This is a genomic window from Pseudomonas sp. HMSC067G02 (assembly GCF_001813485.1).
In the GTDB taxonomy this organism is placed as follows: domain Bacteria; phylum Pseudomonadota; class Gammaproteobacteria; order Pseudomonadales; family Pseudomonadaceae; genus Pseudomonas; species Pseudomonas aeruginosa.
The window spans coordinates 45,994-70,942 of sequence record NZ_KV812652.1 but is presented as its reverse complement, the minus strand read 5'-3'; the positions used below and the strand labels follow the sequence as shown (position 1 = coordinate 70,942).

Here is a 24,949-nt window from a genome sequence, read left to right as displayed (position 1 = left end):
GTGTTGCCCGTTTCCCCGCCAGGGGATGCCCGGCACGCAGGGCGTTTTCGTTGTATGTCCCGGCCGTTCCGGCCACCACTTTGCAGAGAAACGACATCGATGGGGATGCGTACCGTACTGACCGGCCTGGCCGGCATGCTGTTGGGTTCGATGATGCCGGTCCAGGCCGATATGCCGCGGCCGACCGGGCTGGCCGCGGATATCCGCTGGACCGCCTATGGCGTGCCGCACATCCGGGCCAAGGATGAGCGCGGCCTGGGCTACGGCATCGGCTACGCCTATGCGCGCGACAACGCCTGCCTGCTGGCCGAGGAGATCGTCACCGCGCGCGGCGAGCGGGCGCGCTATTTCGGCAGCGAGGGCAAGTCGTCGGCGGAGCTGGACAACCTGCCGTCCGACATCTTTTACGCCTGGCTCAACCAGCCCGAGGCGCTGCAAGCCTTCTGGCAGGCGCAGACGCCCGCGGTGCGCCAGTTGCTCGAAGGCTACGCCGCCGGTTTCAACCGCTTCCTCCGCGAGGCCGACGGCAAGACCACCAGTTGCCTTGGCCAGCCCTGGCTGCGGGCCATCGCGACCGATGACCTGCTGCGCCTGACCCGGCGCCTGCTGGTGGAAGGCGGGGTCGGCCAGTTCGCCGACGCGCTGGTGGCCGCCGCGCCGCCCGGCACGGAGAAGGTCGCCCTGAGCGGCGAGCAGGCGTTCCAGGTCGCCGAGCAGCGGCGCCAGCGCTTCCGCCTGGAGCGCGGCAGCAACGCCATTGCCGTTGGCAGCGAACGTTCGGCGGACGGCAAGGGCATGCTCCTGGCCAACCCGCACTTCCCCTGGAACGGCGCGATGCGTTTCTACCAGATGCACCTGACCATTCCCGGCCGGCTCGACGTGATGGGGGCCTCGCTGCCCGGCCTGCCGGTGGTCAACATCGGCTTCAGCCGCCACCTGGCCTGGACCCACACGGTGGATACCTCCAGCCACTTCACCCTGTATCGCCTGGCGCTGGACCCGAAGGACCCGCGGCGCTACCTGGTCGACGGTCGTTCGCTGCCGCTGGAGGAGAAATCCGTCGCGATCGAGGTGCGCGGCGCCGACGGCAAGCTGTCGCGCGTCGAGCACAAGGTCTACCAGTCGATCTACGGCCCGCTGGTGGTCTGGCCCGGCAAGCTGGACTGGAACCGCAGCGAGGCCTATGCGCTGCGTGACGCCAACCTGGAGAACACCCGGGTACTGCAACAGTGGTACTCGATCAACCAGGCCAGCGACGTCGCCGACCTGCGCCGGAGTGTCGAGGCGCTACAGGGGATCCCCTGGGTCAACACCCTGGCCGCGGACGAGCAGGGCAACGCCCTGTACATGAACCAGTCGGTGGTGCCCTACCTGAAGCCGGAACTGATTCCCGCCTGCGCCATTCCGCAACTGGTCGCCGAAGGCCTGCCGGCCCTCCAGGGGCAGGACAGCCGCTGTGCCTGGAGCCGCGACCCGGCCGCGGCCCAGGCTGGCATCACCCCGGCGGCGCAACTGCCGGTGCTGTTGCGCAGGGACTTCGTGCAGAACTCCAACGACAGCGCCTGGCTGACCAACCCGGCGAGCCCGTTGCAGGGCTTTTCACCCCTGGTCAGCCAGGAAAAACCCATCGGTCCGCGGGCGCGCTACGCCCTGAGCCGGCTACAGGGCAAGCAGCCGCTGGAGGCGAAGACGCTCGAGGAAATGGTCACCGCCAACCATGTCTTCAGCGCCGACCAGGTGCTGCCGGACCTGCTCCGCCTGTGCCGCGACAACCAGGGCGAGAAGTCCCTTGCCCGCGCCTGCGCGGCCCTGGCGCAGTGGGACCGTGGCGCCAACCTCGACAGCGGCAGCGGCTTCGTCTACTTCCAGCGCTTCATGCAACGCTTCGCCGAACTCGACGGCGCGTGGAAGGAACCGTTCGATGCGCAACGTCCCCTGGATACGCCGCAAGGCATCGCCCTCGACCGGCCGCAGGTGGCGACCCAGGTGCGCCAGGCGCTGGCGGACGCGGCGGCGGAGGTGGAGAAGAGCGGGATTCCCGACGGCGCGCGCTGGGGCGACCTGCAAGTGAGCACCCGTGGCCAGGAACGCATCGCGATTCCCGGCGGCGATGGCCATTTCGGGGTCTACAACGCGATCCAGAGCGTCCGCAAGGGCGACCACCTGGAGGTGGTCGGCGGCACCAGCTACATCCAGCTGGTGACCTTCCCCGAGGAAGGGCCCAAGGCTCGCGGGTTGCTGGCTTTCTCCCAGTCCAGCGATCCGCGCTCGCCGCACTACCGCGACCAGACCGAGCTGTTTTCCCGCCAGCAATGGCAGACCTTGCCGTTCAGCGACAGGCAGATCGACGCCGACCCGCAACTGCAACGGCTAAGCATTCGCGAATGATAAGCAATGCCTATCAGATCTGATGGGAAAAAAACTGACGGTTTTTCCGCGCTCGTTCGTCTTTAACCATAGAGGCGGCCCACAGCCGCCCGGTTTCAGGGAACACGTGCAGGCAGCGAGCAGGGATGCTCGGCTTCGGCGGGGACCCGCTACCCACTCGTCCACGAAAGGAGCGTCACGATGACCCATTCGCCCGTCAAACAGATGTTGAAGGAGGCCGGCCTGAAGATGAGCCTGGCCCGGCTGAAAGTGATCGATGCGCTCTGGGAAGCCTCGGGGGAGCAGGGCCGGGTGCCGATCCGCACCCTGCACCGGCGTCTCTCCGAAACCGGTACGCCGCTGTCCCTGGTGAGCATCCGCCAGGTCCTCGGGCGCCTGGTGGAAAGCGGCCTGGTGACCCTCGACGAACAGGATGTCTACAGCCCCGGCAAGGCTTCCTGGGGCGGTGCCGCCGGTTCCGCGGCGCCCGAGCGCCGCGCCGCGGCCAACGAGCAGCGGCTCTGACGCGGTATCCCTGATCTCGGGCAGCGGGTAAAGTCTGCCCCATGCTCAATCCCGACGATTTCCGTTTTCCTTCCATCGAAGCGTTGCAGGCGTTCGAAGCGGCTGCCCGGCTGGGTACCTTCGAGCGCGCCGCCGAACTCCTGTCGATCACCGGCAGCGCCGCCAGCAAGCGGGTTTCCGGTCTCGAGGGGATGCTCGGGGTGAGCCTGTTGCAGCGCGACGGCCGCTCGCTGGCGCTGACCTCCCACGGCCGCGAGTACCTCGAACAGATCGCGCCGATCCTCGCCCAGCTCGCGGCGGTTCCGCTGCATCGTCGCCAGGTCCAGCGCCAGCAGCGGCTGACCCTGCGCACGCCGCCGACCTTCGCCCGGCAGATCCTGATTCCGCGCCTGGCGTCCTTCGCCGAGGCCTGTCCGGAAATCGAGCTGGAGATTCTCCTGTCGAGTCCTTCGGACGGCCAGGACCTGCCGCTGGCCGATGTCGAGGTGCGCGGCGACAGCCATGGCGTGGCGGCCGGTGAGCGGTTGCTGGAGGAGCGCGTGCTACCGATGGCCGCGCCGGGGCTGCTGCTGGGCCTGCCGCGGCCCTGGACGCCAGCCATGCTCGCCGGCCTGCCGTTGCTGCGCTCGCCGCTGGAGCCCTGGCAGCCGTGGTTCCGCGTGGCCGGGCTGGACTGGCCGGAGCCCTGCGCCGGGCCGCGCCTGCTCGATTTGGGCATGACCCTGGAAGCCGCCGCCAACGGCCAGGGCGTGGCCCTCGCGCGACCCTCGCTGGCGCGCGCCTGGCTTGCCGAGGGGCGGCTGGTGGTGCTGTTCCCGCTGCGTTCGGCGCCCACCCACCATTACCACCTGCGCAGCCACCAGGCCTCGCCGGCCAGCCAGCGTTTCGCCGCCTGGCTGGCGGCGATCTGCCGCGAGGCGGTGGCCCAGGGCAGGGAATTCCTTCCGGCGGCGGACGACTGAAACGGCGGAATTTCCTTCCGCCGATGCCGACAATTATTCCGCCTGCGGCGGTACGTCGCGCTCTACCATCCAGCCACCCCCGAAGGAGTGGACTGCATGAGCGTCATCACCGATATCGAAGACCTGCGCCGCCTGGCGCGCAAGCGCGTGCCGCGGATGTTCTACGACTACGCCGACTCCGGTTCCTGGAGCGAAGGCACCTACCGCGCCAACCAGGACGACTTCGCCGCGATCAAGCTGCGCCAGCGGGTCGCGCGGAATATCGAGAACCGCTCGCTGCGCACCCGCATGCTCGGCCAGGAGATGGCCATGCCGGTGGCCATCGCGCCCACCGGGCTGGCCGGCATGCAGCATGCCGACGGCGAGATCCTCGCCGCCCGCGCCGCCGCCGAGTTCGGCGTGCGCTACACCCTGTCGACCATGAGCATCTGTTCCCTGGAGGACATCGCCACGGAAGTCGGCCAGCCGTTCTGGTTCCAGCTCTACGTGATGCGCGACCGCGATTTCATCGAACGCCTGATCGACCGCGCCAAGGCCGCCGGCTGCGACGCGCTGGTGCTGACCCTCGACCTGCAGATCATCGGCCAGCGCCACAAGGACCTGAAGAACGGTCTCTCGGCGCCGCCGCGGCCGACCCTGGCCAACCTGCTGAACATCGCCACCAAGCCGCGCTGGGCGCTGGGCATGCTCGGCACCCGGCGTCGCGGTTTCGGCAACATCGTCGGGCACGTCAAGGGCGTCGACGACATGGGCTCACTGTCCGAGTGGACCGCCCGCCAGTTCGACCCGCGGCTGAACTGGGGCGACGTCGAATGGATCAAACGCCGCTGGGGCGGCAAGCTGGTGCTCAAGGGCATCCTCGATGCCGAGGATGCGCGGTTGGCCGCCGACTCCGGCGCCGATGCGCTGGTCGTCAGCAACCATGGCGGACGCCAACTGGACGGCGCGCCCTCGACCATCAGCGCGCTGCCGGAGATCGTCGAGGCGGTGGGCGAGCGCATCGAGGTCTGGCTCGACAGCGGCATCCGTTCCGGGCAGGACGTGCTCAAGGCCATCGCCCTCGGTGCGCGCGGGACCATGATCGGCCGTCCCTATCTCTATGGGCTGGGCGCGCTGGGGCAGGCCGGAGTGACGCGGGCGCTGGAGATCATCGCTCGTGAGCTGGACCTGACCATGGCCTTCTGCGGCCATACCGACATCCGCGAGGTCGGCCGGGACATCCTGTTGCCGGGAAGCTACCCGCGATAGCCGCGAACGGCGAAGGGGAGGGAAGAGCGCAAGCCGCGCGGCTCGACGGCCGCGCGGCAAACAGGATCAGGCGGCGGAACTCCAGCGCAGGACGATGCTGCCGTCGCGCTGCGGGTCGAGCAGCCACTGGTTGGAACGGTCGAAGCTTTCCAGCAGGTGGGCCCAGTCGCCCTCGTCTTCGCCGGGCAATCGGGAAATGCAGGCCTGGCAGGCCTGTTGCGCAGCCGGGGCGTGGATGATGCGCTGGATGCGGGTGTTCAGCAGGTCATAGGCCGTGGGCAGGGCGGGGATCGATGCAGTGTGGTTCATGGGTGCCTCCGCTTGCTTTCTCGGTTATGGGTGGGTGGACAAAGGAACCCTCGGTTCCGGCGAGATACCTTTGTAGCGGAACTCGTGTGAAGAAAGTATTGCAACGTTGTCGCAGGGGCGCGCCGCAGGGATGTACGGCTCTTGGCAACGGCTCTGGCGGTAGGCGACACTGCGTCGCGAGGAAAATCGTTGCGCATTGTTTCAATTCGCGGAAAGGCGTTTTTCCAGGGATGGGCTTTGACCGGCACCCAGTGCAAGGCAAGGTGACCGGTACTTCTCGACGGATACGACTGCATGGCGTTAGAACCTTCCGATGTTTTGCTCGAATCGGTGTTTTGTCAGCTGGATGCCGACACCCCGCGTTCCCTCCATGATCTCAAGGGCGACCCCAGGGCCAACCTGCTGGCGATCCGCCTGCTGTTCCGCCAGGGCCGCATCACCGGCGTGCTGCTGGACGACCCCAGCGGTGCCGAGGACCAGCATGGGCCGTTGATCTACCACGCCGAGCGCCTGCGCGTGCGGCGCGGCTAACGCCGTTTCCCCTGGCCGAGCCGCTCGCTTTTCCGGCGAGCGGCGAGGAGCGGGCCACCGGGAACGCGGCCTCGCCCGGGCGATTTCCGCCCGGCTTGGGTATCGTTGAATTCCATTCAACGATACGTTCAGTTCTGCCAGGTTATCCGCCGCAGTCCTCTCGCCAATAATCTCCCTTCAGTCCGATGAGAGACTCGCCGCGCCCATGGGGGCGGCGCAGTCGCCGTGCGACTCCATAACCAGAAACCAGAAAAGGCGTGCACCGATGATTACCCTGAACCTCAATGGCAAGGATCATCAGCTCGATGTCACCGAGGATATGCCCTTGCTCTGGGCCATCCGCGACGTCGTCGGCTATACCGGGACCAAGTTCGGCTGCGGCATGGGCCTGTGCGGCTCCTGCACCATCCATATCGACGGCCAGGCCACCCGTTCCTGCATCACGCCGGTGAGCCTGGCGCAGGGCAGGAAGGTCACCACCATCGACCACCTGCACACCGACAAGGTCGGCGAGGTCGTCCAGCAGGCCTGGCTGGACATCGGCGTGGCGCAGTGCGGCTACTGCCAGGGCGGGCAGATCATGTCGGCCACGGCGTTGCTGAAGAGCAACCCCGCGCCCAGCGACGAGCAGATCGAGGCGGCCATGGCCGGCAACATCTGCCGCTGCGGCACCTACAACCGGATCAAGACGGCGATCCACAACGCCTCCGCCAAGTTGCAGGAGGCCAAGGCATGAAGCGCTCGTACCCCGACGATCTGGTCATCGGCAATCTCAGCCGCCGCGGTTTCCTCAAGGGCGTCGGCGCCACCGGCGTGCTGCTGGTGGCTGCCAACTGGGGCTGGCGCGACGCCCTGGCCGCCGAGAAGAAGGCCTTCGGCGCCGACGCCATGCCCCACGGCTGGGTGGATAACCCGAAGATCTACGTGAGCATCGACCGGGACGGCACGGTCGGCATCGTCTGCAACCGCTCGGAAATGGGCCAGGGCGTGCGCACCAGCCTGGCGATGGTGGTGGCCGACGAGCTGGAGGCCGACTGGAGCCGCGTCAAGGTGATCCAGGCGCCCGGCGACGAAGCGCGCTACGGCAACCAGGACACCGATGGCTCGCGCAGCATGCGCCATTGGTTCGAACCCATGCGCCGCTGCGGTGCGGCGGCGCGACAGATGCTCGAACAGGCCGCGGCCAACCAGTGGAAGGTTCCGCTGGGCGAGTGCCGCGCCGAACAGAACAAGGTGCTGCATGCGCCCAGCGGCCGTTCGCTGTCCTTCGGCGAACTGGCCGAGGCCGCCGCGGGTCTCGAAGTGCCGGCGCGCGACAAGCTGCTGCTGAAGAAGCCCGAGCAGTTCCGCTACATCGGCAAGGACGTGGCGCGCACCATCGACGGCGCCGATATCGTCAATGGCCGCGCCGGCTTCGGCTTCGATGCGCGCTTCGACGACATGCTCTACGCCGTGGTCGCTCGGCCGCCGGTCTACGGCGGCAAGCTCAAGCGCTACGACGCCGCCGCGGCGCTGAAGGTGCCGGGGGTGGTCAAGGTGATCGAGATCGAGGGCCGGCCGATCCCGTCCGAGTTCCAGCCGCTGGGCGGGGTCGCCGTGGTGGCGCAGAACACCTGGGCGGCGATCAAGGGGCGCGAGGCGCTGGTGGTCGAGTGGGACGCCGGGGTCAACGGCGGCTACGACTCGGTGGCCTACCGCAAGCAACTGGAAGAGGCCGCGCGCAAGCCGGGCAAGGTGGTGCGCGACAGCGGCGATGCCGCGGCGCTATTCGCCAAGGGCGGGGATATCGTCGAGGCCGAGTACTACCTGCCGCACCTGGCCCAGGCGCCGATGGAACCGCCGGTATCCACCGCCTGGTACAAGGACGGCGCCTGCGAGGTCTGGGCCCCGACCCAGGCGCCGCAAGTGACCCGCGAGCGCATCGCCGAGCGCCTGAAACTGCCGTTCGACAAGGTCACGGTCAACGTGACCCTGCTCGGCGGCGGTTTCGGCCGCAAGTCCAAGCCCGACTTCGTGCTGGAAGCGGCGATCCTGGCCAAGGCGTTCCCCGGTCGCCACCTGCGCGTGCAGTGGACCCGCGAGGACGACCTGCATTTCTCCTATTTCCACACGGTCTCGGTGGAGCGCCTGCAGGCCGTGCTCGGCGCCGACGGGCTGCCGCAGGCCTGGCTGCATCGCTCGGTGGCGCCGAGCATCACCGCACTGTTCGGCCCGGACAGCAAGCACCAGGGCGCCTTCGAACTGGGCATGGGCCTGACCAACCTGCCGTTCGCCATCCCCAACGTGCGCCTGGAGAACCCCGAGGCCCCGGCGCACACCCGGGTCGGCTGGTTCCGCTCGGTCTCCAACATCCCCCACGCCTTCGCCATCCAGAGCTTCGTCGGCGAACTGGCGGCGAAGGCCGGCCAGGACCCGAAGGACTACCTGCTCAAGCTGCTCGGCCCGGCGCGGCGGATCGACACCGCCGAACTCGGCGACAGCTGGAACTACGGCGAGTCGCCGGAGCGCTACCCGCTGGATGTCGGCCGCCTGCGCGGGGTGATCGAGGAGGCGGCGCGCCAGTCCGGCTGGGGCGGCGAGCTGCCCAGGGGCAGGGCGCGGGGAATCGCCGCGCACTACAGCTTCGTCACCTACGTGGCGGTGGTGATCGAGGTGGAGGTGAAGGACGACGGCGCGCTGCTGGTGCACAAGGCCACCATCGCCGCCGACTGCGGTCCGCAGATCAACCCCGAGCGCATCCGCTCGCAGCTCGAAGGCGCCTGCGTGATGGGCCTGGGCCTGGCGGCGCTGGGCGAGATCAGCTTCAAGGATGGCAAGGTCCAGCAGGACAATTTCCACCAGTACGAGCTGGCGCGCATGCCGCTGGCGCCCAAGGCGGTGTCGGTGCATCTGCTCAAGCCGGATGGCGACCTGCCGTTGGGCGGGGTCGGCGAGCCCGGCGTGCCGCCGATAGCGCCGGCGCTGTGCAACGCGATCTTCGCCGCCACCGGCAAGCGCATCCGCGAGTTGCCGATCCGCAATCAGTTGCAGGGGTGGCGGAAGGCCTAGGTCCTTCGTCCTGGTGGTCGCCTGCGTGAGTTCGCGCGAGCGCAGGCGATGGATCAGGTTCTACGCGGAAGTCGTTGTCGAAGAAGAGTTTTCCGTGCCGCCGTCCCTCCCTGGCAGAGGCCTGTCGGCGGATAACGCGCGTGGCCTCGTTCGCCCTGCGCAGCGAAGGCGGTAAGCGGATGCCAGGGCGGACAACGGGTAGCGTTATGCGCCGCCTTGTCGTTTCAACTTAAAGTGAATTCTAGTATTTTATTTATCTTATTAATCAATAAGATAAATCGTTTATTAAAAGTATTTTATAAGAAGTGGGGGTCTTCCCAGCCGCTCCAGGCCGCCTGCTTGCCGTCGAAACCTGATTGGCAATTCTCCAGGATCGACGACCCCGCGTCGTCCGTGCGCGAGGCCGTCATGGCGGTTCAGTAGATCGGCAGGTCCGGTTCGGGCAAGGCGACGATGTCGTTCGCCGTCAGCCCCAGCAGGCTCATCAGCGCCGGGTCGCGCAACGGCGACTCGCCGCGTACCGGGCCGAAGATTTCCGCCATGTGCCTGCGCAGGCTGGCCACCCGTTGGCGATCGGCCATCCAGCGGGTGAAATCGTGCACGTCGACGTTCTTCAGCGACTCCAGTGGCGGCAGCCCAGGCGCTTCGCCGACGTCAGCGCGGGCGCGCCAGCCGCCGTAGCTGGACTGGAACTCGGCCGAGCCCAGGTAGGACAGCAGCAGCTTGGCCGTGGCCGGATGACGGGCGGCCTTGAAGATCGCCGCGCGCTGGTTCCAGACGATGAACGGCTCGTCGGTCGGGATGAAGTAGCCGGCCGGCGTATCGCTGTCGGTCGCATAGCCGGTCAGGTTGCCCAGCGAACCGATGGAGTCGGTGCCCACCGAGGCCGCCGGCGCCGCCGTGCCGCGCAGGAAGTTCGGCTTCTGCGCCGCCAGGGCGCGCAGGAAACCGCTGCCGTAGCGCCGTTCCAGCTTGTCGTAGACGTACAGCACCGCATCGTCGTCATGGGGGTAGGTCAGCACCAGCTTGCCCTTGAAGGCCGGCTTCAGGTAATCGGCGAAGCGCGTCGGATAGCGCTCCGCTGGCAGCCGGACGGAAGCGTAGGTCGGCACGAAGGCGTTGTTGTAGGCCGTGACATAGGCGCCGTCGGGATCGGCGTAGCCTTTCTTCTGCCGGGCGAAGCCGATCGGCTTGTAGCGCAGCAGCACGTCGCGGGCCTTCCATTTGTCGAAATCGAAGGTGGTTTGCAGCATCGCCACGTCCGGCGTCAGGGTGCCGGCGGCGAGTTCCTGGTCGATGCGCAGGTCGTGGAACTTGGAGAGGTCCACCGTGACGTCCAGGGTCACGCCGGGAAAGCGGCTCTCGAAGGCCGTCTTCAACCAGTCCATCTGGTTCGGCGCGTCGCCGCCGGCCCAGAGCACCACCTTGCCGCCTTCGCCCCGTGCGCGGGCGTAGAGCGAGGCGAGCCTGTCGGTCTCGCCGGGGATGACCAGGGTCGCCCCCGCGGTTTCCGGCCCTAGAGCTGGCTTTCGTGGCAATTTTCCCGCCGTTTCGCCGGCGAACGAAGAAGATGCGAAGACCAGAACCCATGCCGCCATCAGCGGCTTCACCCTGTCGATCATGTGCCGTTCCTCTGCTGAAAACGAGCGTCGCCGCTCCCGGTGAGGCCGGCGCGCAGGCGCGCCCCTCATGGATGGGACTGGTCCGCCGCGACGGGCTTCAGCGCCGCGAGGAGACTTCGCGGAAAATCGCGGCAGACTTCTCGTTTCGGCATTCCCGGATGCTTGCGCGGGAACTCCGGGTACGGCCGCGTGGAACCTGCCTAGAAGCCGGCCTTCACCGCCAGCGCCGCGGCGGCCGTCCGCGTGTTCACTTCCAGGGCGCGCAGCAGCGAGGAAACGTGCACGCGCACGGTGAACGGCGAGATCGACAGCGCGCGGCCGATTTCCTTGTTCGACAGGCCATCGGCGATCAGCCGCAGTACCGCTTGCTGCCGTGGGGTCAGGGCGTCCAGGAGGGCGCGTTGCCGACTGCCGGCGCTCGACCCGCCGCGCAGGCGCACCACCGGTTCGCCGCTGCCGAGCGTCTGCAACGCCGTGCCGATCTCCCCGGCCTCCAGGGATTTGCCGAGGTAGCCGTCGGCGCCGGCGGCCAGCACCTCGTCCACCAGACGCGGGTCGTCGAGCATCGAGACGATGACGATTGCGCTGTGCCGATAGGCGCGACGCAAGCGCTCGATGGACTGGGAGGCGGCGAAGCCGGGAAGCAGCAGGTCGAGGACGAAGAGGGCGGGAGGTTCCGGCGAGACGCTCGAGGCCAGGCGCAGCACCTCGTCGAAGCTGCCCGCTTCGCTTACGGCGGCTTGCGGGAGGTAGCGGCGGACGACCCGTCTCAGGCCATCGCGGAACAGGGGATAGTCATCGGCGACGATGACCCGTGCGGGGAGGCTTCTTGTGCTAGGCATTGTCGTCCCGTCCTTGGGGGCGGCCAGGGTGCGGCAACCCCTGCATCGACCGGCCGCAGGCCGGCCGGCGAGGGCGCTGCGGGCACCGTTCGATCCGCCGAAAATCCTTTTTCGTCGATCCCTGTCGCGGGGCTCCGCCCCGCATGACAGCGGAATTCTAGCGCCGCTGACGACACGCATGTCGGGCATTCGTCAGAAAAACAGCAAGCCAGCCCCACGGCGAGCGCGATGGGCTGGTCTATCCTGCTACAACGCCATCGCGCTCGGGAGGACGGCATGGGCTGCCCGCAGGTCTGCGCCGGCGCCACCCTGCAATGCAGCTTCGGGGCGGCGCCGACGGTGCTCAACGTGTTGCCGCAGAACCGCACCCTGACCAGCGGGATGCCGGCGGCGAACATCATGGACCACATCCCGCTGCTGAACATTCCCACCTTCGGCCTCTGCCAGAGTCCGGCCAACCCCGTGGTGGCCGCCGCCACCGCCGCCGCCCTCGGCGTACTGACGCCGATGCCGTGCATTCCCGCCACCGCCAGCCCGTGGATCCCCGGCGGTCCGCCGACCCTGCTGCTGGGCGGGATGCCCGCGCTGGACGCCAACGGCACGCTGATCTGCACCTGGGGCGGGGTGATCAAGATCAGCGTGCCGGGACAGGTGCAGATGCTGATTCCCTGAGCGCCGCCTGGCCGATGCGCGCCTAGGGCTCCGCCAGCCTGATCCACCACCAGCGCCAGCGCGCCATGGGTCTGCCCTCGCTGTCCAGCGGCCGGCCGTCATCGGCGAACGGCTGGGCGCCGTCCAGTAGCTGGCCGTTCAGGTAGCGTCCGTCGAAGGCCAGTTGGCCATTGCCATGGAAGCGCTGGTAGACCCCGTCGCGCACGCCGTCGCGGTAATGCTCGCGCTCGGCCACCTGGCCGTTGGCGAAATAGGTGAGCGCTTCGCCGTGGAGCAGCCCGTTGCGGTAGTGCGCCTTGCGCTGCAACCAGCCTTCCGCGGCATGGAAACTGACCGGCCCGTGCAGCTTGCCGTCGACGAAGGCGAGTTGCGCGGAGACCTTGCCGTTGGGATGGAACAGGGTGCTGGCGCCGTGCAACTGGCCCTGCCGGTAGCCGAGGCTGGCCTGCGGCCTGTCGTGCTCGTCGATGCGCAACGGACCTTCCAGGCTGCCGTCGAGCAGGTTACCAGCGAGATGGCTGTCGCCACGAACCAGGTCGAGCTTGCCGGATGCCGCCATGCGCTTCTCCTCAGTTGACCTTTACCAGGCCGCCCTTGATGGTCAGCATGCCGCCGCCGTCCACCGTCTGTTCGGCGCCGGCCTTGTTGGTCAGGCTGACGCCGGCATCGTTGGTCAGGCTGGTGCCGGCCTTGTTGGTGAGGGAGGTGCCGGCCTGGTTGGTCAGCGACGTCCCGGCCTTGCTGGTCAGCGAGGTGCCGGCCTGGGCGGCGAGGTCGGCGTCGCTCTTCAGGGTCAGGCTGCCGCCGCTCTGCAGGGCGAGGGTGCCGCTGACCTTGATGGTCAGGTTGCCGTCCACCGTCAGCTCGAAGTTGCCGCTGACCTTGTGGCTGTAGTTGCCGCCGGTGCTGTGGGTCTGGTCGGCGCCCACCGTCACCGTGCGCGTGTCCTTCACATCCAGGCTGTCGCTGCCGGTCTGGATGGTCACCGTGCGCTTGCCTTTCTCCAGGGTGACGGTCTCGTCGCCTTCCTTCACCGTGCGGGTGCGGGCATTCTGCACCGTCAGGGTCTCGTCGTGGCCGATGCTGGCGGTGCTGTCGTTGAGCACGTTGACGTTGAGGTCCTTCTGCGCCTGGAGGAAGACTTCCTCGGCGTCCTTCTTGTCCTCGAAGCGCAGCTCGTTGAAACCGCCGCCGCCCTTCGACGAGTTGGTCTTGATCCCGGACTGCGTCTGGTTGTCCGGCAGCGCGTAGGGCAGGGCGTTGTCGCCGTTGTAGACGCAGCCGGTGACCAGCGGGCGGTCCGGGTCGCCGTCGATGAAGGTGACGATCACTTCCTGGCCGATGCGCGGCACGAACTGCATGCCGAAGCCCTTGCCGCTCCAGGGCAGCACCACGCGCACCCAGCAGGAGGAGGTCTCGTCGTTCTTGCCGTCGCGGTCCCAGGGGAACTGGATCTTGATCCGGCCGTACTGGTCGGTCCAGATCTCCTCGCCGGCCTTGCCCACCACCAGGGCGGTCTGGGTGTGCATGCGCGGCTTGGGCGTGACCCGCGCGGGGCGGTAGGCGGTGGCCTTGGGGATCGCCTCGAAGCGATTGCGGTAGTGCGCGTGACTGGCGTCATGGGTGACCGAGGTCAGCACCCAGTCGATATTCAGCGAATCGTCGTCATGCCCGCTGAGGGTGAACCAGTGGCCGGGCACCAGCCAGCGGCAGTCGCTCTCGCCGATCAGGCGCGTCTCCTGGCTGCGCAGGCCGTCGATGCGTTGCTTGGTCAGGCTGTCGCCCTGGGCCTTGGCGGTGTAGCCGCCGGGGTGCTGGTAGACGCCGGCGGCGCCGGAAACCGCCTCGGCCTGGGAGTACAGCGAGGTGCTCGGGGTGGTGAACTCGTAGTCGGTGGCGCTGTAGGTCCCGGATACCGCCTGGAGGCTGTACTGCGCCGAACGCACGCCCTGCAACTCGCGCACGCCGATTCCTTGGCCCAGGTAGGCCACTTGCGGGCCGTTGGGAATCGGCGGGAAGGCGTCGTTGCTGTCGGCCAGCACCAGGGTGTGCTTGCCGGCGGCATGGGTGAAGAACCAGAAGATGCCGTCTTCCTCCAGCAGCCGCGAGACGAAGGCGAGGTCGCTCTCGCCGTACTGCACGCAGTATTCGCGGGGCTGGTAGCTGCCGCTGAGCTGCAACTGGTAGTCGCTGAAGCCGTGCTGGTCGAAGACCTGGGTGACGATGTCGCTGGTGGCGAGGTTCTGGAACACCCGGTTGTTGCTGGCCAGCGTCAGCCACCAGAGCCAGGGGCGCAACAGCACCTGGTAGCGCTCGGCGCTGGCATCGCCGGGGAGTTGGCGGATCTCCGCGACCAGGCCGTCGAGCGGACGCTGGTCGGCGTCGTTGTGCAGGGTGGCGGTGAGATGGGTGGCGATTGCGCCGTCCAGGGCTAAGGGGCTGGCGCTGTAGCCCAGCAGTTCCCAACCGGGCAGTGCGTTCAGGCGTTCTTCCCCGGCCAGACGCTCCGGGAACAGGGCTGCCAGCGCCGAGGCGGTCAGGGAGAGGCTGGTATTGCTATCGGTGGGACGGGGCATCTGGGTCCCTCGTTTCTGTCGGGACAGCGGCGACGACTACATGTAACTGATGCGTTTGCCGATGGCCTTCCTGTTCTCTGGGTCGCTTCCGGGCACCTGCTGGCAGGCATAGCTCCACCATTCTTTGCGTAGGGCATTTTCCGATAATGGTGCTTCGTCCCAGGGGCCGAGGCCGACGCAGCGGTATTCGAACAGTACCGTGGAGTAGTGGTTGTCGTCGTAGCCGGGTTGTGCGCCTCGGCAACTGTAGTAGGCATGCAGCAGCTCATGAGCCAGGCCGATTGCCGGAGGACGTATCCGGTTCAGCGGGTTGGTCGCTGTGGGGTTCCATCTCACATGGGCGGAACAGCCAGCCGAAGGCGGCGAAACGTCCTTAAGGGCAACTATGGTCGCAAGCCGCGCATGGTTCTGCTGGGCATCGCTGAGGCGGTGGGGTAGCGGCTGTCCGGCAAGCCAGGCCGCCACTTCGTGGTTGGTGATGGCGATGTTGTGGGCGGAGATACCGAAATGTCCGCTGTAGCTCTGCTCATTGAAATAGCCTTCATTGCTGTCGCTCCAGCGGAAGTAGCGGTGGTCGAACAGCAGCATCCAGCGGTTGGCATACTGGCGGGCGCGCTCTAGATAGCCGTAAAGGCCACCACCGTTGCCCGGCACGCCGTCCAGGGCCCAATGCGGCGAACTGTTGATGACATAGGTCAGCCACTGGGTCTGCGCCTGCGGGGCGATGCCTGTCTGATTGAGCGCGATCTGGGTCTGGGGGCCGGGACCGGTTCCTACGATGATTTCTCTGGCGACCTGATTGAGCGCCATGGGCTGATTGGTGGACTGGACATTGTTGCCCAGCGACGAGGGGGTGATGTCGACGAAATTGTTCGTCGTGTAGAGGTTCCAGAGCAGCGATGCGCCCGTCGGCGTAGCGTTTATGTAGTTCAGCGCGCGATACACCTGTCCCTTGAAGGCGGAGGGATACGGGCTTTCCTCGTAGAAGCCGGTGGCTTCGTTGAGCACCTCCCAATCGCTGTCCTGGGTCAGCACGGCGATTCCGGGCGGGGTCGCATGATACAGGCCGTTCGTGGGGCGCCAGTATTCGATGGTTCGGGGCATGACGGCAGTCCTCGAAGGTGGGGCAGTTCGGCGGGCGTTCAGCGTCGGTAGAACACCAGCCCGGTGGGTGCGAAGAGGAAGATGGTGTTGTCGGGGGCGCCGTCGTAGCCGTCATCGCTGGAGACGACGATAGTATGTGGTCCGTTCTGGGCGAGCTGGCGGTAGCCGGCGCGGCAGCGCGTACAGGGTGCGACGCTCTGGCGCACGATGATGTTGCCAACGATGGCGTTGATGCGACCGACCAGGGCATCGTTGAACAGTGTGTTCTCGTAGCACACGGCGGAGCCGGCTTTCTGACCGACGAACTGGCTGGTGATGGTCAGAGACGCGCCACCGGGCACGTATTGGGCGATGTGGAAGGAAATACCGTCGGACACACCACCGCGCCTGGTCCTCGGGGCCTCGGTCAGACGTAGGGCGTCGGCAGCGTTCATCATGGCGGTCAGCGTCGCGCCGTTGGGCATTCCGGTCCTTCCACGTCGGTCGTGGTCGACGCCGGGACCGACCAGGGTCGGGATGTCTATGGCTTTTCCGGCTACCGTGTTTATTCCGCAAAGATCGTTCCAGTTCATGAATTCGTCCGCTGTTCTCTAGCCGATACGTTCTCCATCGGAAACGGGCGGATGCCGCGATGCCTCGGGACGCTCATTCGAGTACCCACTCCGCCAACTTCCCCGTCACCTGCGCCATCAGCACGTTCTCGATATCCCGCGCGCCCGCCGCGCTGCACTTGGCGAGCACGGCCTTGACGATGGCCGGGTCGAAGTCGAACTGTTTGCCGGTAGCGGCCTTGTAGCGTTCCCGCAGTTTTTCCAGCTTGGCCACGACGATGCCTTCCAGGGTGGCTTCCTCCAGCGGCCGGTAAGGCACCACGGTCATGCGCGCGAGGAACGCCGGGCGGAAGGTTTGCAGCAAGACTTTGCGCAGGCGCTCGTCGAAGGCCGGGGTGGCGACCTGTTCGGCCGGGCTGTCCAGCAGCAGTTCGGCGCCGACGTTGCTGGTGGCGAGGATCACGGTGTTCCTGAAGTCCACCACCAGGCCGGTGCCGTCTTCCATCACACCCTTGTCGAACACGTTGTAGAAGGCTTCCAGCACGTCCGGATGGGCTTTCTCGATCTCGTCCAGCAGCACCACCGAATAGGGCTTGCGGCGCACCGCTTCGGTGAGCACGCCGCCGCTGCCGTAGCCGACGTAGCCGGGCGGGGCGCCCTTGAGCTGGCTGACGGTGTGGGCCTCCTGGTACTCGGAGAGGTTGATGCTGATCAGGTTGCGTTCGCCGCCGTAGAGGGCGTCGGCCAGGGCGTAGGCGGTCTCGGTCTTGCCCACGCCGGTGGGGCCGGGCAGGAGGAATACGCCGACCGGCTTGGCCGGGTCGCTGAGTCCGGCGCGATAGGCCTGGATGCGCTGGGCGATGGCGCCCAGGGCGGCCTCCTGGCCCATCACCCGCTGGCCCATTCGTTGCGCCAGGGAACGGATGGCGTGGGCTTCGTCGGCGAGCATCTTGCCCACCGGGATGCCGGTCCAGCCGGCGATCACCGCGGCCACGGTACGCGAGTCCACCTGCTCGGGAACCAGCGGGTCGTCCTGGCGGATGGCTTCGAGGCCGGCCGCCAGGCGCGCCAGTTCGGCGGCCAGGTGGTCGATGCGACCGTCCAGTTCCTCGTCGGGCTTGGCCGCGTCGGCGCTTTCGCTGAGGGCCAGCAATTCGCGGCGGGTGTCGAGCAGTTCGCGCACCGCTTCGCGTTCCTCGTCCCAGCGGGTCTCCAGCTCGCGGATGGTCCGGCGGTTATCGCCCGACTCGCTTTCCAGGGCGGTGATACGCGCGCTGTGGTCGAGGCCGGTGGCCTGTTCCCGGCGCAGCCGCTGCAATTCCTCTTCCAGCGCCTGCTCGCGGTGGCGCAGGCTTTCCAGCGGCGGCGGCACGTCGTGCTGGCCGAGGGCGACCCGCGCGCAGGCGGTGTCGAGCACGCTGATCGCCTTGTCCGGTAACTGGCGGCCGGAGATGTAGCGGTGCGACAGCTTCACCGCATCGACGATGGCCGCGTCCATGATCTGCACGCCGTGATGCTGTTCCAGCTTGCCGGCGACGCCGCGCAGCATCTCCACGGCGGTGGCCTCGTCCGGCTCCTCGACCTGGACCAGCTGGAAGCGCCGGGTCAGCGCCGGGTCCTTCTCGAAGTATTTCTTGTATTCCAGCCAGGTGGTGGCCGCCAGGGTGCGCAACTCGCCGCGCGCCAGGGCCGGCTTGAGCAGGTTGGCGGCGTCGCTGCCGCCTTCCGCGCCGCCGGCGCCGATCAGCGTGTGCGCCTCGTCGATGAACAGGATGATCGGCTGCGCGCTGTTGCGCACGGCGTCGATCACCCCCTTGAGGCGCTGCTCGAACTCGCCCTTCATGCTGGCGCCGGCCTGCAACAGGCCGAGGTCGAGCACCCGCAGGATCACCTCCTGCAACGACGGCGGCACCTCGCCGGCGGCGATGCGCAGGGCCAGGCCCTCGACCACCGCGGTCTTGCCGACGCCCGGCGCGCCGACCAGGATCGGGTTGTTCTGCCGCCGGCGCAGGAGGATGTCGACGCACTGGCGGATCTCCCCGTCGCGCCCGACTATGGGGTCGATGCGTCCGGCGCGGGCCTCGGCGGTGAGGTCCTGGGTGTACTGGTCGAGCAGCGGGTCCTGGGCGCTTTCCGGCTTGTCGCCGCCTGCCGCCGGGCGGTTCGGCGCGGGCGGCTGTTCGCGGGAGGCCTGGATCCACTCCAGCAGGTTGGCCTGCAAGGCCTCGTGGGGAATCCGCAGCAGCGACGACGCGCTGTTCAGCAGCAGGGCGCGGCGCTCCTCGCGGTCGAGCAGGGCGAGCAGCAGCAGGCCGGAACGGATCTGCGCCTGGCCGAGCACACTGGCGTGGACCACGGCGTCCTCGAGCAGGCCGATGGTGTGCGCGGACAGCGCCGGAGTGCGGGTATTGCCGGCCTTGAACAGCTCCAGCGACAGGTTGATCTCGGCGACCAGGGCGTCGCGCTCCAGGCCGAAGCGCGGCAGCAGGCAGGCGAAGTCGCCGCCGTCGATGTCCAGCAGCTCCAGCAGCAGGTGCTCGATCTCTACGTAATGATGGGTGCGTTGCAGGCAGCGTTGCGCGGCGCGCTCCAAGGCGCGGCGACAGTCCGGGTTGAGGCGGCCGATCAGGGCGGCGAGTTCCATTTCAGGCTACCTCCGGCTGCCGCAGGTCGAGATCGATGCGCTGCCGCTGGCCGTCTTCGACGCGCCGCAGGCCGGTGTTCCAGCTCAGCCTGGGCGGTGCACCGCGCTCCAGGCGCAGCGGCGCGCCGCCGCTCACCAGCAGGCTCAGGCGACAATCCAGGTCGGGGCCGAAGTACAGCGCGGCGAGGCTGGCCAACTGGCCATGGGCGTCGCCGTCGGGGAAGAAGCGGGCGGCTTCGCGGGCATCCAGCGGACCGAGACTGAGGGCGATGCCGGCGTGCTCGTCCCAGGTGCGCGTGCCGGCTATGGCGTCGCGACCCAGGCGCAGGTTGCGTCCGCCGCGTTGCAGCCGGCTGCGGCTGGCCGCGGGGATTTCCTTCCAGGCGCCCTGGTAGGCATCCAGCCGTGCCTCCACGCCGAAGTGCTGGCGCACCAGGCTGGCGAAGCCGGCCAGGGAGCGACGCCCGCCGGCGAACAGCGCGGTGCGTGCCAGCACCGCGCTGTCCGGCAGCGCCAGGCGCTCTTGCAGGGCCTTCGGCAACAGGCCGCTGAGGGCGCGTAGCTGCGCCTGCACCGGGGTCGCCGCCGGCACCGCGAAACCGAGCGCCACGCGATGCTTGCGCAGTACCCGGTAGAGCAGGCTGAGCAGGCGGTGCTGGAACAGGTCGAGGAACTCGGCGGGGGCATGGTCCTTCTGCCGGGCACGCTGTTGCAGCCATTCCTGGTAGGCATAGGGCAACGGGCCGTCGGGGCCGCCGAGGCCGAACACCGGGGTGGACAGCACCGGTTGCTGCGGGTCGTCGAGCAGGCTTTCCACCTCGCTCGAGGCGAACAGCGGCAGCAGCGGCCCGCGCAGGCGCAGGGCCTCCGCCCGCGGCGCGTTGCCGGTGCCCAGCGGCAACGCCTGGGGACGCTCGCGTTCGAGCAGCAGCAGCGCCTGCAACAGTTCGAAGCGCTGCGGCGTGCGGCGCAGCCGCTGACTCAGAGGGAGAGCGGCGAGCCGGCCTGGGGTTGCCATGTCTTCACCTCCTTGTCGGCTTCCACCAGGACCGTGCGCACGAAGCGGTTGGCGGTGGCATACAGCGAGAAGAACTGCGCCAGCACGGCGGAGAACAGCACGCCGCTGGCGCCGACGAAGTGTTGCGGATCGAGTCGCAGGCGGATTTCCAGGCCATTGCGCCAGCCGCGCCAGGCATCCTCGCCGACGTGCGCCACCACCCGCTGGCAGTCGAGTTGCCTCAGCCCTTCTATCTGCCGGCGGGCGCTGGCGTCGTCGCGCAGGTTGTGCAGGGCGAGGATTTCCCGCAGGGCTTCGAGGGCGCGCGGGCCTTCCACCAGCGAGAGGTGGTTGAGGGTCAGCTGCGAGACCAGTCTCCAGCGCGACTGGCCGTCCAGGCGCGGCTGGCTCTGCGCGCTGGGCGCGTTGCGCAGGCGTGCGGCGGCGACCGGCCCGGGCCGTTCGAAGCCCAGCGCGGTGCCGGCACCCAGGCGCTCGGCCAGATAGCGATTGGTGCATAGCAGCTCGGCGGTCAGGCTGAAGGCCGGGGCCTCGCGCAACGGGTCGAAGCCGGTATCCACCAGGCTCAGCAGCAGGTCGCTGCCCAGCCGGTTCGGGGTCAGCCCGGCGATGCGCCGGGCGTGCCAGTAGAGCGTGCCGAGGTGGCTGTCGTGGCGGCAGCCATAGTAGGCCGGGACTGGCTGCACGGTGCTCCCGGCAACCGAGCGCACGGCGCGGATGCTATGGATTTCCACGCTGTTCTCGCGGTGACTGTCGGCGACCAGGCGGTACTCGCTGCGGGTGCCGTCCGGGCGCAGCGGCTCCGAGGTCCGCGGAAAGAGGTTGATCGCCGGTGCGCAGCCGAGCTGGAAGTCTTCCGCCTGCAAATGCAGGCGTGCCGTCGGTGCGCGATCGAAGACCAGGTACAGGTAGAGCGTCTGTCCGTCGGCGAGCGCGCCGGACAGCGGCAGGTCGAAGAAGTGGAACTTGTCGGGGAAGGCGAAGTACTCGGCGAGCAGGCGCAGGCCCGGATGTCCGCCGTCTTTCTCCGGCAGCAGCGCCTCGTCGGCGGCGAAGCCGACGATCTCCGGCAGTCCACGGAGCGCCGCCGGCGGCGTGCCGGGCGCCCCCGCCATGACCTGCACGGCATGCGCGGCGAGCAGGTCGTAGAGGATCGCGCAGCCCATCGGCGAAGCCGCCAGGTGGATGCGCAGGCGCTCGATCGACAGTTCGTCCCAGCGGTACTCGCCCAGGCAGCGCAGGCTCAGGCGCAACGCCGAGCGGGCGGCGCCGACTCCGGTCAGGGCTTGCGCCTCCTCGCCGCCGAGCAGGGTCGCCTCGTCGATCGCCAGCGGCCACAAAGTCGCCTCGGCGCTGCTGCGGAAATGCACGCTGTCGCCGCCACGGGTGGTGACGAACAGCGCGGTGTCGCGCGGCAGCCGGTAGCCCTCGGCGAGGTTGCCCTGGGTCGGGTCCGGTTCGAACTGGACGATCGCGCAGGACGGCAGCGGGCGCAGCGCCAGGGGGTAGAGCTGTTCGAGGAGGGCGTCGCTGAACTCTGCGTAGTCGTCGTCGAGGCGCCGTTGCAGGCGCGCGGTGAGCAGCGAGAAGCCTTCCAGCAGACGCTCGACGTGCGGGTCGGGGCATTCGCCGGGGGCCAGTTGCAGGCGCCGGGCGACCTTCGGATAGCGCTCGGCGAAGGCGCCGCCGGCATGCCGCAGCCAGGTCAGCTCGCGCTGGTAGTAGTCGAGCAGGTCGGCATCAATCGAATCGCTCATGGCGCACCTCGAGGCCATCGTTGCCCTGTTCGATGACGAATAGCGCAGGCATCAGGCGCGACCCGCTGCGCAGGCGGCCACCGAGCTGGATACGCAGGCGCTGCGGATTGCCCGGGTCAGGTTCGACCTCGACCTCGGCCAGTTGCAGGCGCGGCTCGAAATGCTCGACCGCCGCCCGCACCTCGCGTGCCAGCTGGCGCCGGTCCTCGGCGCGCAGGCGTTGCACGGCGGTCCAGTCGGCGAGCCCGTAGGCGAGGATGCCGCTGCGCGCATGCGCCGGGCGCCGTGTGTTGAGCAGGCGCAGCAGCTCGCCGCGGACCGACTCGGCCAGCGCCCGGTCGTCGAACGCGGGACGTTCGTCGGCCTCGGCGCTGAGGCGCTCGAACAGCGGCGGCAGGGCTCCGGACATGTCGGCGCCCGGTCACTTGACCAACTGGTTGGCGGCCAGGTCCCAGGTCGAGGCGGCCGTGCCTTCCTTGGTGCCGTCGTCCTTCTGCGCGGTCAGCTCCCACTTGATCTTGGTGAAGTTCAGCGACAGGGTCTCCACCGGCTTGCCGCCGGCGCCGCCGCTGACGCTGACGTTGGAGAGCACCACGTTGTTCAGGGTGTAGACGATGAAGGGCATGATCTGCCCGTTGCCCTCGGCGGCGTTGCGGCCGATGGTGATGGTCGCCTCGGCGATCGGCTTGCCGGCGCAGCAGTATTCGTTGAGGGTCGGGGTCGAGGTGTCGATGAACTTGGTGAGGGTGAATTCGCCGACGTGGGGTTTGCCGGAGGTGCGCTCCGAGTTGCTGACGTCGTTGGTGACCTGCATCGCCACGTTGTGGCTGTAGGACATGATTTCGATCTTGTTTTCGTAGCCGACGAGCAGGCTGTCGCCTTTGATGTCGCTGCCGAAATCGAGAATGATCGCATCCATCGCATCTGACTCCTGGAGAGGGGCTGTCTGGAACGGGAAGGGCGCCCCGCCGGCGCTGCCGGCGGGGGCGGACTCACGCCGCTACCGGCGGCGGCAGGTTGGCGACCAGGCGGATCGACGCGCTGAGTTCCTCGAGCTGGAAGTGCGGCCGGAGGAACACCGTGGCGCGGTAGGCCCCCGGTTTGCCGGCCACCTCGCTGACATCCACCCGCGCCTCGCGCAGCGGGTACTGCGCCTTGATTTCCTGCGGTGCGTTGTCGTTGATCAGCACGTAGTCGGCGATCCAGTTGTTCAGGTAGGTCTGCACGTTGTCGCGGGTCATGAAGCTGCCGACCTTGTCGCGCATGATCACCTTCAGGTAGTGGGCGAAGCGCGATGCCGCCAGCACGTACGGCAGCATCGCCGACAGGCGCGCGTTGGCGTTGGCCTCGTTGGTGTTGTAGAGCCTGGCCTTGTTGGTGGTCTGGCCGCCGAAGAACACCGCCACGTCGCTGTTCTTCTTGTGGCACAGGGAAATGAAGCCGAGATCGTTGAGTTCCTTCTCGCGGCGGTCGGTGATCGCCACCTCGGTCGGGCACTTCAGCGACAGGTCGCCGGAGCTGGTGCGGAACGTGTGCGCCGGCAGGCCCTCGACCGCGCCGCCGCCTTCCGCGCCGCGGATCGCCGCGCACCAGCCGTACTTGGCGAAGGCCTCGGTGATGCGCTGCGCCAGGACCCAGGCGGCGTTGCCCCAGAGGTACTTGGAGTGGTCGGTGCCGTTGACGTCCTCGACATAGTTCATGCCTTCCACCGGGCGCGTCTCCGGGCCGTAGGGCAGGCGCAGGAGGAAGTTCGGCAGCACCAGCGACACGTAGCGCGAGTCCTCGCTCTCGCGGAAGGCGCGCCACTTGATCAGCTCCAGGCTCTCGAAGATCTTGGTCAGGTCGCGCGGCACGGCCAGTTCGGTGAAGCTGTTCATGTCGAACAGGCGTGGGCTGGCGGCGGCGATGAACGGCGCGTGGGCAGCCGCGGCGACGTTCGACAGCTTCTCCAGCAGGCCGATGTCCTGCGGATGGCGACCGAAGGTGAAGTCGCCGATCAGCAGGCTGAAGGGCTGTCCGCCGAAGGTGCCGTATTCCTCTTCGTAGATCTTCTTGAACAGTGCGCTCTGGTCGAACTCGACCGCCTTCTCCAGGTCGTTCTGCAGTTCGTTCTTGCCGACGTTCAGCAGGCGCAGCTTGAGCCGCGCGCTGGTCTCGGTGTTGCTCACCAGTTGGTGCAGGCCGCGCCAGGAGGCTTCCAGCTTCTGCAACTCGGGGTGGTGGATGATCTGGTTGAGCTGGTCGCTGATCAGCGCATCGATCTGGCTGATGCGGTCGTTGATCATCGCCACGGTGTCCTTGTCGACGGCCATGCCCTCGTCGAGGACCTGGGTGGCGAATTCCGCGAGCATGTCGCGGGCATAGTCCTGCTGGCTGTCGTCGTGGGCCATGCGGCCCTTGGCGATGATCTCGTCGAGCAGGGACAGGGTCTGGGTCGAACTCTCGCCGGATTGTTCGGCGGCGGATGACTTGGGCATGGCGGCTTCTCCGGGAAGAGGGTCAGGCCGGCTGGTCGGCCGGGGGTTCGCTGTCGCCGGCCGGGGCCGCTTCGGCTTCCGGGCGGGCCGCTTTGATTTCCTGCAGGCCTTCGGTGTTGGCCACCACGTCCTGCAGCAACTGGTCGAGGTCGTCGTTGCCGTCGAGCTTGGTCAGCAGGTCGCGCAGGCGCTGGCGCGCTTCGAACAGGCGACGCAACGGGACCACCTGCTTCACCAGGTTGACCGGGTCGAAGTCCTCGATGTGGTTGAAGCGCAGCTCGACGTTCAGCTTGCTGTCGTCGCCGCTGATGGTGTTGTCGACCTGCAGGGTGGCGCGGGGAGAGATGGAGGAGAGGATCTCGTTGAAGTTGTCGCGGTCGATGTCGACGAAACGCCGTTCGACCAGCTTCGCCGGCGGGGTATCCGGCTTGCCGGAGAGGTCGGCGAGGATGCCGACCACCAGGGGCAGCTCCTTCTTCTCGATGGCGTTGCCGATCTCGACGTCGTAGGTGATCTGCACGCGCGGCGGGCGCACCCGGTCCAGCTTGTGCTGCGTACTCTCGGCCATGGCGGCTGACTCCGATGCAATGGTGGGGGCGCAATGCATCGGGGGATGCCCTGATCATCGCAGTCCCTTGCTGGATCACAGGCATGACAGGGAAAACGGCGCAGAACCTGTCCTTGGCGATCCCTCTG

General features: G+C 67.9%; 22 protein-coding genes. 8 read left to right on the top strand and 14 right to left on the bottom strand.

What is annotated here, in order from left to right; genetic code table 11:
- The first annotated feature begins 99 nt into the window (after nt 1-99).
- From pvdQ to lldA, 4 genes are all read left to right on the top strand, one after another.
- Nucleotides 100-2,388: a bifunctional acylase PvdQ gene (gene pvdQ, locus HMPREF2914_RS09980; protein WP_023981014.1), complete on the top strand. Its 2,289-nt coding sequence runs from the start codon at nt 100-102 to the stop codon at nt 2,386-2,388.
- A 180-nt stretch (nt 2,389-2,568) separates the two neighbouring features.
- Nucleotides 2,569-2,892 (top strand): transcriptional repressor, encoded by a 324-nt coding sequence (locus tag HMPREF2914_RS09975; RefSeq protein WP_003089535.1) that lies wholly within the window; start codon nt 2,569-2,571, stop codon nt 2,890-2,892.
- 41 nt (nt 2,893-2,933) lie between these two features.
- Nucleotides 2,934-3,854, top strand: coding sequence for a LysR substrate-binding domain-containing protein (locus HMPREF2914_RS09970; protein ID WP_003124571.1), 921 nt, complete (start codon nt 2,934-2,936; stop codon nt 3,852-3,854).
- A gap of 96 nt (nt 3,855-3,950) precedes the next feature.
- Complete coding sequence (lldA, locus tag HMPREF2914_RS09965; RefSeq protein WP_023091755.1) at nt 3,951-5,102, top strand: L-lactate dehydrogenase LldA; 1,152 nt, start codon at nt 3,951-3,953, stop codon at nt 5,100-5,102.
- Nucleotides 5,103-5,168: 66 nt separating this feature from the next.
- Here the strand turns inward: lldA and HMPREF2914_RS09960 are convergent, their stop codons facing one another.
- A complete protein-coding gene (locus HMPREF2914_RS09960) occupies nt 5,169-5,411 on the bottom strand; it encodes a DUF1654 domain-containing protein (RefSeq protein WP_003089526.1) in 243 nt (80 codons plus the stop codon).
- A gap of 294 nt (nt 5,412-5,705) precedes the next feature.
- Here HMPREF2914_RS09960 and HMPREF2914_RS09955 point away from each other — a divergent pair, with 294 nt between their 5' ends.
- The 3 genes from HMPREF2914_RS09955 to HMPREF2914_RS09945 all read left to right on the top strand — a co-directional run bounded on the left by HMPREF2914_RS09955 (nt 5,706) and on the right by HMPREF2914_RS09945 (nt 8,990).
- A complete protein-coding gene (locus tag HMPREF2914_RS09955) occupies nt 5,706-5,942 on the top strand; it encodes a hypothetical protein (protein ID WP_003104944.1) in 237 nt (78 codons plus the stop codon).
- Nucleotides 5,943-6,207: 265 nt separating this feature from the next.
- Complete coding sequence (locus HMPREF2914_RS09950; protein ID WP_003089521.1) at nt 6,208-6,678, top strand: (2Fe-2S)-binding protein; 471 nt, start codon at nt 6,208-6,210, stop codon at nt 6,676-6,678.
- Nucleotides 6,675-8,990: a xanthine dehydrogenase family protein molybdopterin-binding subunit gene (locus HMPREF2914_RS09945; RefSeq protein WP_023091756.1), complete on the top strand. Its 2,316-nt coding sequence runs from the start codon at nt 6,675-6,677 to the stop codon at nt 8,988-8,990. The genes HMPREF2914_RS09950 and HMPREF2914_RS09945 overlap by 4 nt, the downstream gene beginning before the upstream one ends.
- A 416-nt stretch (nt 8,991-9,406) precedes the next feature.
- Here HMPREF2914_RS09945 and HMPREF2914_RS09940 read toward each other — a convergent pair whose 3' ends face one another.
- Together HMPREF2914_RS09940 and HMPREF2914_RS09935 are read right to left on the bottom strand one after the other, a co-directional pair.
- The gene (locus HMPREF2914_RS09940; RefSeq protein WP_003089517.1) at nt 9,407-10,612 is read right to left on the bottom strand and encodes an ABC transporter substrate-binding protein; all 1,206 of its coding nucleotides are present in this window, start codon (nt 10,610-10,612) and stop codon (nt 9,407-9,409) included.
- A 200-nt stretch (nt 10,613-10,812) separates the two neighbouring features.
- The gene (locus HMPREF2914_RS09935) at nt 10,813-11,454 is read right to left on the bottom strand and encodes a LuxR C-terminal-related transcriptional regulator (RefSeq protein WP_003110901.1); all 642 of its coding nucleotides are present in this window, start codon (nt 11,452-11,454) and stop codon (nt 10,813-10,815) included.
- Between the two features lie 276 nt (nt 11,455-11,730).
- On the opposite strand from HMPREF2914_RS09935, the gene HMPREF2914_RS09930 reads away from it, so the two are divergent.
- Complete coding sequence (locus tag HMPREF2914_RS09930) at nt 11,731-12,126, top strand: DUF4280 domain-containing protein (RefSeq protein ID WP_003089513.1); 396 nt, start codon at nt 11,731-11,733, stop codon at nt 12,124-12,126.
- A gap of 22 nt (nt 12,127-12,148) precedes the next feature.
- On the opposite strand, the gene HMPREF2914_RS09925 is transcribed toward HMPREF2914_RS09930, so the two are convergent.
- The 11 genes from HMPREF2914_RS09925 to tssB all read right to left on the bottom strand — a co-directional run bounded on the left by HMPREF2914_RS09925 (nt 12,149) and on the right by tssB (nt 24,821).
- Nucleotides 12,149-12,685, bottom strand: coding sequence for a toxin-antitoxin system YwqK family antitoxin (locus HMPREF2914_RS09925; protein WP_003131532.1), 537 nt, complete (start codon nt 12,683-12,685; stop codon nt 12,149-12,151).
- Nucleotides 12,686-12,695: 10 nt separating this feature from the next.
- Nucleotides 12,696-14,702, bottom strand: a complete 2,007-nt coding sequence (tssI, locus tag HMPREF2914_RS09920; protein WP_003110900.1) for a type VI secretion system Vgr family protein — start codon at nt 14,700-14,702, stop codon at nt 12,696-12,698.
- Between the two features lie 36 nt (nt 14,703-14,738).
- A complete protein-coding gene (locus tag HMPREF2914_RS09915; RefSeq protein ID WP_003124577.1) occupies nt 14,739-15,806 on the bottom strand; it encodes a type III secretion system effector protein in 1,068 nt (355 codons plus the stop codon).
- Between the two features lie 38 nt (nt 15,807-15,844).
- Nucleotides 15,845-16,378 (bottom strand): hypothetical protein, encoded by a 534-nt coding sequence (locus HMPREF2914_RS09910; RefSeq protein WP_003089506.1) that lies wholly within the window; start codon nt 16,376-16,378, stop codon nt 15,845-15,847.
- A gap of 73 nt (nt 16,379-16,451) precedes the next feature.
- Nucleotides 16,452-19,001 (bottom strand): type VI secretion system ATPase TssH, encoded by a 2,550-nt coding sequence (gene tssH / locus HMPREF2914_RS09905; RefSeq protein WP_023091757.1) that lies wholly within the window; start codon nt 18,999-19,001, stop codon nt 16,452-16,454.
- A gap of 1 nt (nt 19,002) precedes the next feature.
- Nucleotides 19,003-20,019 carry a type VI secretion system baseplate subunit TssG gene (tssG, locus tag HMPREF2914_RS09900; RefSeq protein ID WP_015502887.1) on the bottom strand — a complete coding sequence of 339 codons (1,017 nt, stop codon included), beginning with the start codon at nt 20,017-20,019 and terminating at the stop codon, nt 19,003-19,005.
- Complete coding sequence (gene tssF / locus HMPREF2914_RS09895) at nt 19,983-21,776, bottom strand: type VI secretion system baseplate subunit TssF (RefSeq protein ID WP_023091758.1); 1,794 nt, start codon at nt 21,774-21,776, stop codon at nt 19,983-19,985. The genes tssG and tssF overlap by 37 nt, the downstream gene beginning before the upstream one ends.
- On the bottom strand, nt 21,760-22,185 hold the full coding sequence (gene tssE / locus HMPREF2914_RS09890; protein WP_003089496.1) for a type VI secretion system baseplate subunit TssE: 426 nt from the start codon (nt 22,183-22,185) through the stop codon (nt 21,760-21,762). The genes tssF and tssE overlap by 17 nt, the downstream gene beginning before the upstream one ends.
- A gap of 12 nt (nt 22,186-22,197) precedes the next feature.
- A complete protein-coding gene (locus HMPREF2914_RS09885; protein WP_003089495.1) occupies nt 22,198-22,695 on the bottom strand; it encodes an Hcp family type VI secretion system effector in 498 nt (165 codons plus the stop codon).
- A gap of 73 nt (nt 22,696-22,768) precedes the next feature.
- Nucleotides 22,769-24,253, bottom strand: coding sequence for a type VI secretion system contractile sheath large subunit (tssC, locus tag HMPREF2914_RS09880; RefSeq protein ID WP_003139317.1), 1,485 nt, complete (start codon nt 24,251-24,253; stop codon nt 22,769-22,771).
- A 22-nt stretch (nt 24,254-24,275) separates the two neighbouring features.
- A complete protein-coding gene (gene tssB, locus HMPREF2914_RS09875) occupies nt 24,276-24,821 on the bottom strand; it encodes a type VI secretion system contractile sheath small subunit (protein WP_003089493.1) in 546 nt (181 codons plus the stop codon).
- Nucleotides 24,822-24,949 lie beyond the last annotated feature (128 nt).

What these genes read in the sequence shown, in the direction of transcription:
- pvdQ (WP_023981014.1), top strand. Translation starts at nt 100, where the DNA reads ATGGGGATGCGTACCGTACTGACCGGCCTGGCCGGCATGCTGTTGGGT.
- HMPREF2914_RS09975 (WP_003089535.1), top strand. Translation starts at nt 2,569, where the DNA reads ATGACCCATTCGCCCGTCAAACAGATGTTGAAGGAGGCCGGCCTGAAG.
- HMPREF2914_RS09970 (WP_003124571.1), top strand. Translation starts at nt 2,934, where the DNA reads ATGCTCAATCCCGACGATTTCCGTTTTCCTTCCATCGAAGCGTTGCAG.
- lldA (WP_023091755.1), top strand. Translation starts at nt 3,951, where the DNA reads ATGAGCGTCATCACCGATATCGAAGACCTGCGCCGCCTGGCGCGCAAG.
- HMPREF2914_RS09960 (WP_003089526.1), bottom strand. Translation starts at nt 5,411, where the DNA reads ATGAACCACACTGCATCGATCCCCGCCCTGCCCACGGCCTATGACCTG.
- HMPREF2914_RS09955 (WP_003104944.1), top strand. Translation starts at nt 5,706, where the DNA reads ATGGCGTTAGAACCTTCCGATGTTTTGCTCGAATCGGTGTTTTGTCAG.
- HMPREF2914_RS09950 (WP_003089521.1), top strand. Translation starts at nt 6,208, where the DNA reads ATGATTACCCTGAACCTCAATGGCAAGGATCATCAGCTCGATGTCACC.
- HMPREF2914_RS09945 (WP_023091756.1), top strand. Translation starts at nt 6,675, where the DNA reads ATGAAGCGCTCGTACCCCGACGATCTGGTCATCGGCAATCTCAGCCGC.
- HMPREF2914_RS09940 (WP_003089517.1), bottom strand. Translation starts at nt 10,612, where the DNA reads ATGATCGACAGGGTGAAGCCGCTGATGGCGGCATGGGTTCTGGTCTTC.
- HMPREF2914_RS09935 (WP_003110901.1), bottom strand. Translation starts at nt 11,454, where the DNA reads ATGCCTAGCACAAGAAGCCTCCCCGCACGGGTCATCGTCGCCGATGAC.
- HMPREF2914_RS09930 (WP_003089513.1), top strand. Translation starts at nt 11,731, where the DNA reads ATGGGCTGCCCGCAGGTCTGCGCCGGCGCCACCCTGCAATGCAGCTTC.
- HMPREF2914_RS09925 (WP_003131532.1), bottom strand. Translation starts at nt 12,685, where the DNA reads ATGGCGGCATCCGGCAAGCTCGACCTGGTTCGTGGCGACAGCCATCTC.
- tssI (WP_003110900.1), bottom strand. Translation starts at nt 14,702, where the DNA reads ATGCCCCGTCCCACCGATAGCAATACCAGCCTCTCCCTGACCGCCTCG.
- HMPREF2914_RS09915 (WP_003124577.1), bottom strand. Translation starts at nt 15,806, where the DNA reads ATGCCCCGAACCATCGAATACTGGCGCCCCACGAACGGCCTGTATCAT.
- HMPREF2914_RS09910 (WP_003089506.1), bottom strand. Translation starts at nt 16,378, where the DNA reads ATGAACTGGAACGATCTTTGCGGAATAAACACGGTAGCCGGAAAAGCC.
- tssH (WP_023091757.1), bottom strand. Translation starts at nt 19,001, where the DNA reads ATGGAACTCGCCGCCCTGATCGGCCGCCTCAACCCGGACTGTCGCCGC.
- tssG (WP_015502887.1), bottom strand. Translation starts at nt 20,019, where the DNA reads ATGGCAACCCCAGGCCGGCTCGCCGCTCTCCCTCTGAGTCAGCGGCTG.
- tssF (WP_023091758.1), bottom strand. Translation starts at nt 21,776, where the DNA reads ATGAGCGATTCGATTGATGCCGACCTGCTCGACTACTACCAGCGCGAG.
- tssE (WP_003089496.1), bottom strand. Translation starts at nt 22,185, where the DNA reads ATGTCCGGAGCCCTGCCGCCGCTGTTCGAGCGCCTCAGCGCCGAGGCC.
- HMPREF2914_RS09885 (WP_003089495.1), bottom strand. Translation starts at nt 22,695, where the DNA reads ATGGATGCGATCATTCTCGATTTCGGCAGCGACATCAAAGGCGACAGC.
- tssC (WP_003139317.1), bottom strand. Translation starts at nt 24,253, where the DNA reads ATGCCCAAGTCATCCGCCGCCGAACAATCCGGCGAGAGTTCGACCCAG.
- tssB (WP_003089493.1), bottom strand. Translation starts at nt 24,821, where the DNA reads ATGGCCGAGAGTACGCAGCACAAGCTGGACCGGGTGCGCCCGCCGCGC.